Raw genomic sequence first — 13,313 nt, forward strand, 5'->3', positions numbered from 1 at the left:
GCGAAACCTTCAGCACGTTTGCGAACGATCCGCTATAATGTCGCACGCTAATGTGGTGGGGCAAGATCAGGCAGCGTTGGTAGGGGCAGCGCTGCACATAAGCATTGGCGCGTGTGTGGCACTGTTGACATCCTATCGTTGGACCAACGGAGACGATCCTCAAGTCGCCTCCGCTGGTCCGATATTCAGGCCATCGTCGGAATGACGAAGCTCTGATCGATCACGGCGCCGCCGGAGGGCCAGCGCTGGGTAATCTTTTTCGTGCGCGTGTAAAAGCGGACGCCGTCCATGCCATATTGATCAAGGTCGCCAAAGCCCGACCGCTTCCAACCGCCGAAGGAATGATAGGCGACAGGCACGGGGATCGGTACGTTGATGCCAACCATTCCCACCTCAACCTGAGATGCAAACTGCCGGGCGGCGTCGCCGTTACGGGTAAAGATCGCGACACCGTTGCCATATTGATGCCGCGTTGGATAGCTCAGCGCCTCCTCGAGTGTTTGCGCGCGCAGGATCTGGAGAACCGGCCCGAATATCTCGTCCTGATAGGACTTCATGTCGGGCTTCACGTGATCGATCAATGTCGGCGCGAGGAAATAGCCGTCTTCGTAACCCTGCAACGAGAAGCCCCGCCCGTCGACGACGATTTCCGCTCCCTCGTCGGCTGCCATCTGAATATAGTTTTCGATCCGCGCCTTATGGGCGGCGCCGACGACAGGCCCGTAATGGGCATCCGGATCAGTGGCGATGCCGACGCGCAGCGATGCGATTTCTTTCACGAGTCGCTTGCGCAGTTCCTCGGCGACGGCGTCACCGACCGGCGTCACGACCGGGAGAGCCATGCAGCGCTCGCCGGCGGAACCATAGGCCGCACCGATAATGTCGGCCACCGCCTGGTCGAGGTCGGCGTCGGGTAGAATGATGCCATGGTTCTTCGCGCCGCCCATGCATTGTACGCGCTTGCCGTTCTGCGCTCCGCGACCATAGACATAGTTGGCGATGTCGGAAGAGCCGACGAAACTGACCGCCTTTATATCAGGATGGTCGAGGATCGCGTCGACGATCTCCTTGTCTCCATGAACGACATTCAGAATGCCTTCCGGAAGCCCGGCTTCCATCGCCAGTTCGGCAAGCCGCATCGGCACAGAGGGATCGCGTTCCGATGGCTTGAGGATGAAGGCGTTGCCGCACGCAATCGCGGGCGCCGCCATCCAGAGCGGTATCATGGCAGGAAAGTTGAACGGCGTGATCCCCGCCACGACGCCCAGCGGTTGACGTGTCGAATAAACGTCTATTCCCGGGCCCGCGCCTTCGGTATACTCGCCCTTCAGCAAATGCGGGATGCCGCAGGCGAACTCGACAACTTCGAGTCCGCGCTGGATGTCGCCCTTCGAATCCGCAATAACCTTGCCATGCTCGGATGAGAGCAGATGAGCGAGCTCGTCCATGTTGCTTTCAATCAGCTCCTTGAAGCGGAACATGACGCGGGCCCGGCGCTGCGGGTTCATCGCCGCCCAGGAGCGCTGTGCCGCGACGGCGTTCTGGACGGCCTGGCTGAGCACGGCAGCATCGGCCAGTTCCACCTGTGCCTGGACCTGGCCCGTGGATGGGTCGAAAACGTCGCTCGTTCGGGAAGTGTTGGCGGAATAAGCCTCACCGGCGATGAAGTGTGTGATGCGGCGCATGGAGTCTCTCCCAATGATGAGATGCTCAAGATAGAGGTGGAAGCTTTGCGAAAACAGGCCTAATATTGCCAATCCGTTGTGCAGAGAAGAGTATGCTCAGTTCAGACGACCTTCGCGTTTTTCTTGGCATCATTCGGACCGGTAGCACCGTCGGCGCAGCGCGGCGCCTCGGGATCGATCACAGCACCGTGTCGCGCCGCCTGACAGCGCTGGAGCATCAACTTGACATACGGCTGTTCGATCGCTCGCCCCGTGGGCTGACAGCGACCAGCGCGGCCGGGCCGCTGATCGCTCACGCCGAGCGGATCGAGAAAGAACTCATCGCCGCTGCCATGAGCGTTACGGGCCGTGCGACAGCTCCAACGGGCGTCGTACGCCTTGCCACGCCAGAGATATTTGGAACCTGGGTCGTCGCACCCCGAATGCACCAGTTTCGTGCGCAATTTCCCGGACTAACGCTGGAGCTTGCACCGGAAAGCCGGTCGGTCAGCCTTTCCAAGCGGGAGGCAGATGTGGCGATTGCCCTGCGGCCTCCACCACGTGGGCGGCTGGTCGTTCGCAAGATGGCCGACTATAATATCGGGCTCTATGGCGCAAAGGCCTATCTGGAGCGCCATGGCGCCGTCATCGAGGTCGATGCATTGCGCGAGCATTGTTTCGTTTCGTACATTGACGAGCTGCTGGACTATCCTGAGATGAACGTCCTGGATACGGCTGTGCCGGGGGCAATCTCCGTTTTTCGATCGAGTTCAAGCGCTGCGCAACATGCCGCTATTGCAGCCGGGCTGGGGCTGGGCATGTTGCACCGATTGGCGGCGGATCAGGATCCTCGCCTGCAGCGGATCCTGCCCACCGAAATCAACGCGGAAAGAAGCTACTGGCTGGTGATGCACGCAGACCTGCAACGCGACCCGCGCGTCCGAGCGGTGTCAGAATTTTTAAGCGAGGCCGTGCGTGAATGCGAACTGAGGTTTTAGCCTTGATTTGGATGTTGGAGCGGCGCCGGATCATTCATGCGCGCCAGTCAAGATACGTTTTCGACAACACGCGTGCCTGGAAATCGATTATCAGCGAGTTCACCTGATAAGGGCATTCCTGTGGGAGCCAGTGTCGCCCGCCGACAACAAAAATGGCTGACAGTCCGGTCGCGTTTGCGAGGCCTGCCACGCAACAGTAGCGCCCCAATCGTGATCCTGGAAACCGGCGATGGTCTGTGGAGCCGGCACGATTGACTCGCGAGAGACCCGGGAAAGGCGATGGTTCGTGGGTTTGTTCGGCATGTGGAGTGCCGTCCCTTGTCGACGAGGGACGCATGACAGCATGCGTCGACACTCGCCTGGACGGGTTCACTGAAGGGGGCTATCAAAATGGTAGCGGAGGAGGGATTCACACGAAAAACATAAGATACTGATTTATAACAACGTTCTTGATCGTCGTGCCGATAATTCCGCTCAATCCACCCCCAATTTTACCCCTTCGCGACAGGCCGTGCCGAAATATCGACAGGCCGACATGCGCGATCCCTGCTACGCCCGAGAACGCGGCTGTTTACAGTGTGATCGCAGAAAGGACCGCAGACTATCGACAAACACCACGGTTGCACGGCCGACCTTGGCTGCCTCGATGTCGCCGGAAGCGATGAGCTGGTAGATCTTGGATTTGCTGAGCCCCGTCATCCGTACTGCGTCGGGAATGCGAACGCTTATCGGCCCAATCGGGGGCGCGTCGTCGCCATTCGTTGCAGGCTGCCGGGCCGACATCGGACTATTTCTTACGTGCCCGGCTGAACGAGCGGTCGCTCGCCAGGAAGCCGCTAAGCATGAATGGAATGAGGTCCGGTACGGACTCGCGTCGGCCGTAGGCCGCCTCATAGGCCTCGGCGTAGTCGTTCAGCGCTTCGATGAGATCCGGCATGACGTTGATCGTGATCTTAACCGGCGTCCGATCGGGCAGCCTTGGCAGCTTCAAATCAGCCATGACGGCCTCCCCAGGGTCCGGGCAATATGATGTCTTTGTGCACGACCACCCGTAGCGGCCAGCCGGGGCGAACGCGCAAGGTCGGCTGGATATTGAGATTGCGCGTGACGAGCTGATCGCTGGCGCGCGCGCCGCTCTGCTGCGCTGACTCGCGGATCGCCCGGACAAGGTCGCTTTCGGTGCTGCCGAAGCTCAATTCAGTGCCGACGCCCAGCAATGTCGACAGGGCGACGCCCTTCAGAAGCTGCCAAGTATGCCGGTCGATCCGGTCGGACAGACCCGCATAGCCCTGCGTATCGGTCGCCGGCACATTGTCGATACGAATCGACGAGCCGTCGGGCAGGATGATCCGCTGCCAGACGACCAGCGCACGGCTCTGCCCAAACGCTACAACGCTGTCGTAGCTGCCGATCAGCCGCGATCCTTGCGGAATGAGCAGACCGCGCCCGGTCACACTGTCATAGACGTTCTCCGTGATCTGCGCGGTGACGAGCCCGGGAAGATCCGAGTTGAGCCCGGTTATGAGGCTCGCGGCAATGATGCTGCCGGCCTGCAAGATCCAAGGCGATACGGACTGCGCCAGCGCGTGCGGATTGATGTCGTCGTCGCGATTGGCGCGGCCGACCAATTCGTTCTTGCGCCCCTGGGCGTTAGGATCTCGGTCAGGGTCGAGGAGCGGCTTGGCAGTCTCGGCCGATGCTGGCGGAACACTTGCATCGGTAGTCACCGGTGCAGGGGCGGCGGCGCGACCGCCGCCCGCCAATTGCAGCATGACGCCAGACTCGCGTGCGGCCTTCTGCTCAGCGGCGATGCGCTGGCGCTCGGCTTCGGCTTCCTGCGCGGCCCGGCTCACCGCATCGGCAGCGGGGTCAGGGGGAACCATCCCGCCAAGCTGCCGCTGGCGCTCGAGGATCGGCCGCCCGAGATCACCGGGAAGCGGTGGCCCGAGCTTCGGCACGTCGCCATAGCTCGTCGGCGCGCCCGCGAGCGCATCAGGCGGCGCCTTCGCGCCAACCAGCTTTTCATCGCTTGGTGCGATCAGGCTCAGGGTCGCGGGCTTGAGCGCCAGCCAGGCGACGCCGATGATCGCGGTCGAGCCGGCGGCAGCGATGGCGACGATCGCACCGCGGCGAAAACGGGTGACGCGGCCCGGCGCCGCGCGCAGAACGAGCGTTTCGGGGTCGGCTTTGGGCGCCGCGATCGGCGCGGAAGAAGCGGTTGGATCGGTCACGCGCCCCTCCCGGCCTTGCGCTGCCGGCTCTTCGGCTGGGCGGCGGTGATACGGACAATCTGCTGTTTCTTGCCGCCAAGGCGCAGCTCGGCGACACCGAACAGGCGGTCGACCACATAATAGCGGCCGGCGACGCGATAGTTGACGAGCTGGGCCTCGCCATCCTCGCCAATCACGAACAGCGGGGGCGCCTCACCCACGGCGATCGCGGGCGAGAACTCGATGTAGGTCTGCCGCCCATCGTCGAACGCGCGCAGCGGCCGCCAGGCCGGCTTGTCGCCCGAGATCGCATAGTTGAAGTTGAGGCTTTCGACCGAGAGGCCCGACGCGATCGGCGTCGCCGCCACGGCTGCATCCCGCTGACGCCGGAGCGCGATCAGCTCGTCATGTGGATAGGTCCAGGAGATCGCCGCCATCGCGGTCGCGGGCGTGCTTTCGAGCTGGAGATGGTAGGTCCGGCGATCGGTAGCAATGACAAGGTTTGTGCGTAGGCCCGCCGAAAACGGCTTGACGAGGATGTGCACGCGCTTGCTTTCGCCGATGCCGCTGGTGGTATCGCCGACAGTCCAGCGCACGGTGTCGCCGGCGGCGACGGACACAATCGTTTCGCCCGGCTGCAAGGCAATGTCGGTGATGCGCTCGGGCGCGGCATAGAGCCGGTAGAGCACGCCTTCCGCCCAGGGATAGACCTGGACGGCATATATATATCCCGCGCTCGACGGCTCGCGCAGTGCCGCCCGGTTGGCGGCAGTGACGCGCGCGGTCGGTGACGCGGGTTCGCGGCTCTGCGCAGCGGCGGGCATGGCAAGCGCCATCGCGCTCGCCGCCAGGATGAGGGCACGGATCATTGGTCGGTCCTTTCGGGGGATGGTGCGGCTGCGGGTTGAGCAAGGGTCGGATCGAGCGGCGAGCCCAGCGGAATGTCGGCGGGCGGCGCGACCGGGAGTGATTGTGCGGGATCGGGCACGGCCGATGGTTGCGGCGAAGGTGGCCGGTCCTGCGGCGTTTCCAGTTCGCGGCTCCAGTCGATCGCGTCAACATAGAGACCGAGCGGGTTTTTTCGGAGCACATCGGCCGAGCGCGGCGGCTTGATCTTCACCGTGAGCATCGCCGTCCAGCGTGACGTGCTGGCGAGGCTTCCCCGCTCATATTGCTGCTCGGTCCATTTGACCTGGAAGCTCGTATCTGACGCGCGGACGATGCTCGTCACCTGCACCGAAACCGTCTTGCGCCCGACATCGGCGAACGGATTGGAGGTGCGGGCATATTCGCCGAGGAACAGTGACGCACGTTCGGTCGCGAAATCATAGGCTGATAGCCAGTTTTCACGCATCAATACCGGATCGAGCGAGCGCGCTCGAACGCCGGTGATGAACCGGCCGAGGAACCATGCGATCTGCGGATCGGTCGGCCGATAGTCCTTGGCGGCAGGCGCGACGGCCTGTGCTTGCCCGAGTGCATCGACCTCGACCACATAGGGCACGACGCGGCTTTGCATCGATTGCCAGACCAGCGCGCCCGACAGACCAGTGGTCAGGAACAGGCCGCCGAAGGCCATCAGCCGCCAGTTCTTCGCCTGTGCGCGAGCCGAGCCGATACGCTCATCCCAAAGCTGGCCCGCTCGTTGGTAGGGTGTCTCGGGTTCGGGCGTTCGCCCATAGCGCTGCAATGCGCGTCGAAATTTCATCGCTCAGTCCCTTTCCTTGATGTCTGGAGTGGCGCCAGCGCCGCCGCGGTCGCCGCCCTGGATTGCGTGGATCGCCATCTGACGGCGGTGGCGAGCATTCTGGCTGGCATGAAGCTTCTGCGCCCAGGCGGGTGTTCCTTCAGCTGCGCCTGTCGGCGCGGCTGCGGGGGCGCCGCCGCCGGCACGGGTGCTTCCTGCTTCCCATGCGGCGCGCTGCCCACGATCGGCGGCAGCGCTAACGCCGAGACCGCCGCTCATCCGGTTGGCAGCCGCGCCGCGCATGGCGGTCGCAACGCCGCCGAGGCCCGCGCCGACGCTGGTCGAGCCCGAGGTTTCCTGCCCGAGCTTGTAGGCGGTGGATGCGGCAGACCCCATCGATGTACCGGCGCGGATCGCGCCGAGACCGGCCCCCGCGAGACCGCGTGCCGCGCCGACGGCGCCAGCGCCTGCCATCGCAAGACCTCCGCCGGCAAGCGCGGTAGTGGCGATCACCGATCCGGCGCCGAGCTGCGGCGCGCCGGCGACGAGGCCGGATGCGATTCCCGGGCCGAAGATGGAGAGGCCAAAGATCGCGAGGCTCGCGAGCATCAGCGACACGGCCTGTTCGATCGACACCTCGTCGCCGGTGATCGCACTGGTGAAGTCGGCGAAATAGTTAGAGCCGATGCCGACGATGACCGCGAGCACCATGACCTTGATGCCCGAACTGACGACGTTCCCGAGCACCCGTTCGGCGAGGAACGACGTGCGGTTCCACAGCGCAAAGGGCACGAGCACGAAGCCGGCGAGCGAAGTGAGCTTGAATTCGAGGATTGTGATGAAAAGCTGGATCGCGAGGATGAAAAAGGCGGCGATGACGACGACCCAGGCGATCACCAGCACGGCGATCTCGATGAAATTGTCGAAGAAGGCGATCGGGCCAACCAACTCCTTCGCCTGCTCGAGGAGCGGCCATGCTGCCTCGAAGCCGGTCCCGGCCAGCTTGCCGGGTCGCAATAAATCGTCAGCCGTAATCGCGCTGCCCCCTGCGGTGAGGCCGAGGCCGGCGAAGCTGCGAAAGATGATATCGGACAGTGTCGAGAAGCTGTTGAGGATCAGGGCGAAGACGCCGACATAGAGGATCTTCTTGAGGAACTTGGCGATGACGTCGTCTTCGCCGCCGAGCGCCCAGAACAGCCCGGCGAGAGTGATGTCGATGCCGATCAGGATCGTGGTCAGGAAACCGACGTCACCGCCCAACAGGCCGAACCCGCTGTCGATGTAGGAGGCGAAGGCCTCCATGAACTGATCGATGACATTCAGGTCATCCATATGGGCGGGTTCCTGCTTGAAGTTGAAAGGTGTCGCGGGGACCGGCGGCCATGAGAGGGGCAAGCCCTACGGCCCCCGCGACGAGACAGGTTCGGACCGGGGGGAGCTGGGGGCGCGGTCCTCGCCTGCCTCAGCTCATTGGCGTGGCGTGTAAGCCTTGCCGTCGCCGAGGAAGCGGCGCGTTGACTCGCGTGCCTCGCGCGCGATCTGGCCCCGCTGCGCCTGCTCGACCGATTCCGCCCGGAACTGCGCCGCCATCATTTGCTGAAGCTGGAGCTGCTGCTTGGCGGTGAGCGCGAGAAGCTGGTTCGTGGCCTGCTGCGCCTGAAGCGAGCCTTCCGCGCCCTGGCTGCGCGCGACGATGTCGGCGAGCGCCTGCGTGTCGCTCCGTACGTTGTCGACGATGCGGTTCTGGACCCCCATCGTCTGGCGAAACGCGGACATTGCGGTATCGAGTTGATCGCGTGCGCGAGCCACACGCTGATCGCGGCGGAACACCTGATCGAACTCCTGCGGGTAGAGCTGGCGGAAGCGCTCGTCGAGCTGATCGATGCGGAAGTCGACGCCCTGCGCCTGGCCCATGAGCTGGTCGATCTGCTGGAGGCGCTGGCGAAGCTCCTGAAGTTGCGGGAAATCGATCCTGGTGAGGTTTTTGCCCTGGTTGATCAGCATTTGCGCTTCGTTCTGGAGGCTCTGGATCTGGTTATTGATCTGGGCGAGCGTGCGCGCGGCGGTGAGCAGGTTTTGCGAATAGTTCGATGGATCGAACACGCTGAGCTGGGCCGCGACGGGCGTCGAGGTCAACGCGATGCCGATACCGAGCGAGCCGACGGCGCCGAGCGCGAGAGCAGAGAGGCACGCATATTTGCGGATAGGGATACGGGGCACGGGAAATTACTCCTTGTCTTCTGGGGGGCGGGCGGCAGGGTGACGCCCAAGCAGGTCGGCCGCCCAATCGAGGCCGGCTTGGGAGAGAAAGGTCGCGGCGAAGTCGGCCTGGCCCTTTTCGGCCAGCACCGCGTCTATGCGCTTCTGGCTGTCGGGATCGGACGCGCCGCACAACGCCAGCGCGATCGGGCCTAGCCCAAGCTCGAACAGCCGGTTGCCGCGCGCTGATTGCAGATAATATTGCCGCTTGGGCGTCGCGCGGCTGACCAGTTCGATCTGGCGCGCGTTGAGACCGAAGCGGACGTAGGCCGTCTGGCCCTGCGGCTCGATCGCCCGATCATTGGGCAGCAAGATGCGCTGCGGACAGCTTTCGATGATGGCCGGCGCGATCGTGCTGTCGGCGATATCGGCTAGGCTCTGTGTCGCGAACACGACGCTGACGTTCTTCTTGCGCAGCACCTTCAGCCACTCACGAATGCGCGCGGCGAACAGCGGGTGGTCGAGGAACACCCAGGCTTCATCCAGTACGAGAAGCGTCGGCCGCCCGGTGAAGCGCTCTTCGAGCCGGTGGAACAGGTAGGTCAGCACGGGCGCAACGACGCCCGCCTGCCCCATCAGCGCTTCAGTCTCGAAGCACTGCACGTCGGCGATCGCTAGATCGTCTTCGGCGGCGTCGAGCAGGCGGCCGAACGGTCCTTCGAGCGTATAGGGCGTGAGCGCCGATCGCAGCGGTGCCGATTGCAGCAGCAGCGACAGGCCGGTGAGCGTGCGTTCCTCGATCGGGGCAGTCGCGAGATTGGTGAGCGCCGACCAGACGGCCTCCTTGATCTCGGGTGTGACCAGTACTTTCTCATGGGCGAGCAGCGCGCCGATCCATTCGGCCGCCCAGGCTCGTTCGTTGGAGCGATCGATGTGGCGCAGCGGCTGGAAGGCGATCGTTCGCCCGCCCTCGTCATCGGCATGACCGCTCTCGCCGCCAAGCCCGAGCGCGTGATGCGCGCCGCCCATCGCCAGCACGGCCGCGCGCGCCGAAAATCCCTTGTCGAAGACATAGACCTGGGAGTCTGGATATCGCCGGAACTGAAGCGCGAGCATTGCGAGCAGCACCGACTTTCCGGCCCCGGTGGGTCCGACGATCAGCATATGACCGACGTCGCCGACATGCGTGCTGAGACGGAACGGCGTCGAGCCGCTGGTTTCCGCATAAAGCAGCGGCGGACCGTCGAGATGCGGATTACGCGCCGGTCCTGCCCATACCGAGGACAGCGGCATGAGATGCGCGAGATTCAGGGTGTGGACGATCGGTTGCCGGACGTTCGCATAGACATGGCCCGGCAGGCTCGACAGCCACGCCTCGACCACATTCATGCCCTCGCGGATGCAGGTGAAGCCGAGCCCGTTGACGATGCGCTCGACCGCGCGGACCTTTTCCTCGACGCGGGCGCGGTCGATATCGGCAACGGTGATCGTCGTCGTCAGATAGCCGAACGCGACATGATCGCCGCCGAGCGCCTGCAAGGCCAGGTCGGCATCGACCACCTTGTTGTCGGCATCGCTGTCGAGAAGCTGGACCGGCTGGTTGTAGATGACTTCGCGCAGCAGCGCGGTGATCGACTTGCGCTTGTTGAACCACTGCCGCCGCAGGCGAGTGAGCGCTTTGGTTGCGTCGGTCTTGTCGAGCGCAATGAAGCGCGTCACCCAGCGATAGCCAAAATCCTCATGGTTGAGTCCGTCGAGGATGCCGGGACGGCTCGCGTTCGGAAATCCGAGAATGGTCAGCGTCCGCAGATGCTGGTCGCCCAGCATCGGCTCCAGCCCGCCGGTCAGCGGCGTGTCGGCCAGCAGCCCGTCCAGATAGATGGGCGTTTCGGGCACGGCGACGACATGGCGGCGCGCGGAGATCGCACCGTGGAGAAAGGTCAGCATTTCGCTGTCGCCGAGCGCGCGCACCTCGGGCATGAAGCCTCTGAACAGGTCAAGCGCGCGATCCGTCTCGGCGATGAAGCCGGCAAGCGCTTGTCGCCAGTCGCGGCCCTTCGCGTCGTCGCTGCGCTCGACCAGCGCTCGGCCCGCCGTGTCCGCCTGATCGGGCGGAGGCAGGAAGGTGAGCGTCAGATAATAGCGGCTCTCGAAATGCGCGCCCGCGCTTTCGAACGCCGCGCGCCGTTCCTCATCGACCAGCCACGACGCCGCATCGGGAAAGCTGCTGTCGGGATAACCCAGCGCTTCGCGCCGCTCGGCCTCGAAATGGAGTGCCCAGCCCGAGCCGAAGCGCTTCAGGACATTGTTCGCCCGCGCGCAGGCGGCGACAAGCTCGGCTTCGGTGGCGGATTCTAGATCGGGGCCGCGGAACCTGAGGACGCGCGAAAAGCTGCCGTCCTTGTTGAGCACCACGCCGGGCGCGACAAGCGCCGCCCATGGAAGGTGATCGGCGAGCCGGGCGGCCTTCTGACGGTATTCGCGCAGATTCAGCATGACAGATGCCCCTTCTGGCGAAGGTGGCGAACCAGGACCGGGGCGAAGTCGGGATCGCGTTTGGCGGCGAACACCGCGAGGGTGTGCCCGAACGCCCACATGGCCAGCCCGGCGATCCACTGCTGGAGACCGAGCCCGAGCGCGGCCGCGATCGTACCATTGACGATCGCGATCGCCCTCGGCGCCCCGCCGAGCAGGATCGGCTCGGCGAGCGCGCGGTGCATCGGCGCCTCGAAACCCTCGATATGACTGCCGGAGGCGATCACGAGATGAGCGCTCCACCGCCGAAGCTGAAGAAGCTGAGGAAGAAGCTCGACGCCGCGAACGCAATCGACAGGCCGAAGATGATCTGGATGAGGCGGCGGAACCCGCCTGCTGTCTCGCCGAACGCCAGCGTCAAACCGGTGACGATGATGATGATCACCGCGACGATCTTGGCGACCGGACCCTGGACCGACTCCAGCACCTGCTGGAGCGGTTCCTCCCACGGCATGCCCGAGCCGGCGGCCTGCGCGGTGGCGGCGAGCGCAAGCCCGAGGCCGATGGCGGCTCCGGTGAGGAAGATGCTCCGACGATCAGGAATACGGGCAGGAATACGGGACAAGCGCATGGTCATTCTCCTTGGGGTTCGAGGGCGTGGTCGGGAGTAAGGTCGAGGACGGCGTAGCCGCCGTCGGGATCGAGGCCGGCGACGCGCGCGATCGTGTCGACGCGGCGCGCGAGGCCGCGCCCGGCGATGAACACGATCATGTCGATGGATTCGGCGATCAGCCGGCGCGGAACGGTGACGACGCTTTCCTGCACGAGCTGCTCGAGCCGGTAGAGGGCCGACACTGCCGAATTGGCGTGGACGGTTGCGATGCCGCCCGGATGCCCGGTGTTCCAGGCTTTGAGCATGTCGAGCGCTTCGCGCCCGCGCACCTCGCCAACGACGATGCGATCGGGGCGGAGCCGCAATGTCGAGCGGACAAGATCAGCCATCGTGACGCCGCCGGCTCCGGCAGTGCCGATCGTACGCGTGCGCAGCCCCACCACGTCGGGCGCGGCGCATTGCAACTCACGCGTGTCTTCAATGATGATGACGCGTTCATCGAGGTGCGCCATCTCGGCGAGCAGCGCGTTGGCAAGCGTCGTCTTGCCCGAACTGGTGCCGCCCGCGACCAGGATGTTCTTGCGCTCGACCACGGCCATCGACAGCAGTCGCGCCGTGTCGGCGAGCATGATGCCGTCCCGCACATAGTCGAGCAAAGTGTAGATGCGCGCCGCGGGCTTGCGGATCGAGAAGCATGGCGCGAGGCTGACCGGCGGCAGGATACCCTCGAACCGCTCGCCCGCGCCTTCGCCGTGCGGCGGCAGCTCGGCCGAAACGATCGGCGCATTGCCATGAACCTCGGTGCGCGCGTGGGATGCTACCAGACGAATGATCCGCTCGACTTGCGCGGGCTCATATTTGGTGCCGGTATCGATCCGGCCTTCGCCAAGTCGATCGAGGCGCAACACGCCGTCCGGGTTGACCATGATCTCGATGACCATCGGATCGGCCAGCGCCGCCGCGATAGTCGTCCCCATCGCGGTGCGCAGCATCGCGCGCCGACGCCCTGCGGAATTATCGGAGCCGAAAAGCGTGTCGCTCATCGCCCACCTCCATTGTCTTTCGCGGAGGCAGCAAGCGTGCGCTGGCCGCTGGCGAGCGCTTCGCCGACGCGGGCAATGAACGCCTCGAAGCGGTCTCGGCCGATCGCACGCGCCGCTTCGTCGGCTTCGGCCAAAGGGGCCTGCACCATCAGTTCATAGCGGATGAACAGCGCCAGGCTCTCGAGCAGCACATGCCCGTCACGCTCGACACGCCCCAGCGCGAGCGACATGCGATCGAGCCGCTGGCTGAACTTGTTCTCCAGCCCGCTCGCCGCCTGCCGGTTGAGCCAGGCGGTGAGCGCGTCGGTGAGGATCGCCGATTTGGACGCGCCGGGCTGGCTCGCCAGCGCCTCGAAGCGGTGGCTCAGATCTTCGGGCAGGAAGAGCTGGTAGCGGACGCGGTTGGGTTTGATCGCCGCCATCG

General features: G+C 64.6%; 14 protein-coding genes. 1 reads left to right on the top strand and 13 read right to left on the bottom strand.

The features are described 5' to 3' along the window. Window positions 1-185: 185 nt before the first annotated feature. Window positions 186-1,685, bottom strand: a complete 1,500-nt coding sequence (locus tag OOT33_RS06780; RefSeq protein ID WP_307749242.1) for a CoA-acylating methylmalonate-semialdehyde dehydrogenase — start codon at window positions 1,683-1,685, stop codon at window positions 186-188. A 92-nt stretch (window positions 1,686-1,777) separates the two neighbouring features. On the opposite strand from OOT33_RS06780, the gene OOT33_RS06785 reads away from it, so the two are divergent. Further along, the gene (locus tag OOT33_RS06785; RefSeq protein WP_307749243.1) at window positions 1,778-2,662 is read left to right on the top strand and encodes a LysR substrate-binding domain-containing protein; all 885 of its coding nucleotides are present in this window, start codon (window positions 1,778-1,780) and stop codon (window positions 2,660-2,662) included. 549 nt (window positions 2,663-3,211) lie between these two features. Here the strand turns inward: OOT33_RS06785 and OOT33_RS06790 are convergent. From OOT33_RS06790 to OOT33_RS06845, 12 genes are all read right to left on the bottom strand, one after another. Then, window positions 3,212-3,445, bottom strand: a complete 234-nt coding sequence (locus OOT33_RS06790; protein WP_051035681.1) for a helix-turn-helix domain-containing protein — start codon at window positions 3,443-3,445, stop codon at window positions 3,212-3,214. A 4-nt stretch (window positions 3,446-3,449) separates the two neighbouring features. Then, complete coding sequence (locus OOT33_RS06795; protein WP_058454876.1) at window positions 3,450-3,662, bottom strand: DUF2274 domain-containing protein; 213 nt, start codon at window positions 3,660-3,662, stop codon at window positions 3,450-3,452. Then, window positions 3,655-4,893, bottom strand: a complete 1,239-nt coding sequence (locus OOT33_RS06800; RefSeq protein ID WP_058454877.1) for a TrbI/VirB10 family protein — start codon at window positions 4,891-4,893, stop codon at window positions 3,655-3,657. The genes OOT33_RS06795 and OOT33_RS06800 overlap by 8 nt, the downstream gene beginning before the upstream one ends. Then, window positions 4,890-5,741 (bottom strand): P-type conjugative transfer protein TrbG, encoded by an 852-nt coding sequence (trbG, locus tag OOT33_RS06805; RefSeq protein WP_058454878.1) that lies wholly within the window; start codon window positions 5,739-5,741, stop codon window positions 4,890-4,892. The genes OOT33_RS06800 and trbG overlap by 4 nt, the downstream gene beginning before the upstream one ends. Then, complete coding sequence (trbF, locus tag OOT33_RS06810; RefSeq protein WP_058454879.1) at window positions 5,738-6,580, bottom strand: conjugal transfer protein TrbF; 843 nt, start codon at window positions 6,578-6,580, stop codon at window positions 5,738-5,740. Before trbF ends, trbG begins: the two co-directional genes overlap by 4 nt. Before the next feature lie 3 nt (window positions 6,581-6,583). After that, complete coding sequence (trbL, locus tag OOT33_RS06815) at window positions 6,584-7,891, bottom strand: P-type conjugative transfer protein TrbL (protein ID WP_058454880.1); 1,308 nt, start codon at window positions 7,889-7,891, stop codon at window positions 6,584-6,586. 135 nt (window positions 7,892-8,026) lie between these two features. Next, the gene (trbJ, locus tag OOT33_RS06820) at window positions 8,027-8,779 is read right to left on the bottom strand and encodes a P-type conjugative transfer protein TrbJ (RefSeq protein ID WP_058454881.1); all 753 of its coding nucleotides are present in this window, start codon (window positions 8,777-8,779) and stop codon (window positions 8,027-8,029) included. A 6-nt stretch (window positions 8,780-8,785) separates the two neighbouring features. Beyond that, window positions 8,786-11,254, bottom strand: a complete 2,469-nt coding sequence (gene trbE, locus OOT33_RS06825) for a conjugal transfer protein TrbE (protein ID WP_058454882.1) — start codon at window positions 11,252-11,254, stop codon at window positions 8,786-8,788. Next, a complete protein-coding gene (locus OOT33_RS06830; RefSeq protein WP_051035683.1) occupies window positions 11,248-11,478 on the bottom strand; it encodes a VirB3 family type IV secretion system protein in 231 nt (76 codons plus the stop codon). The genes trbE and OOT33_RS06830 overlap by 7 nt, the downstream gene beginning before the upstream one ends. A gap of 38 nt (window positions 11,479-11,516) precedes the next feature. Beyond that, the gene (locus OOT33_RS06835; protein WP_017499935.1) at window positions 11,517-11,870 is read right to left on the bottom strand and encodes a TrbC/VirB2 family protein; all 354 of its coding nucleotides are present in this window, start codon (window positions 11,868-11,870) and stop codon (window positions 11,517-11,519) included. Beyond that, window positions 11,867-12,889, bottom strand: coding sequence for a P-type conjugative transfer ATPase TrbB (gene trbB / locus OOT33_RS06840; protein WP_058454883.1), 1,023 nt, complete (start codon window positions 12,887-12,889; stop codon window positions 11,867-11,869). Before trbB ends, OOT33_RS06835 begins: the two co-directional genes overlap by 4 nt. Further along, window positions 12,886-13,311, bottom strand: coding sequence for a hypothetical protein (locus OOT33_RS06845; RefSeq protein WP_058454884.1), 426 nt, complete (start codon window positions 13,309-13,311; stop codon window positions 12,886-12,888). The genes trbB and OOT33_RS06845 overlap by 4 nt, the downstream gene beginning before the upstream one ends. Window positions 13,312-13,313: the final 2 nt, after the last annotated feature.

This window comes from Sphingobium sp. DEHP117, from assembly GCF_030867385.1.
In the GTDB taxonomy this organism is placed as follows: domain Bacteria; phylum Pseudomonadota; class Alphaproteobacteria; order Sphingomonadales; family Sphingomonadaceae; genus Sphingobium.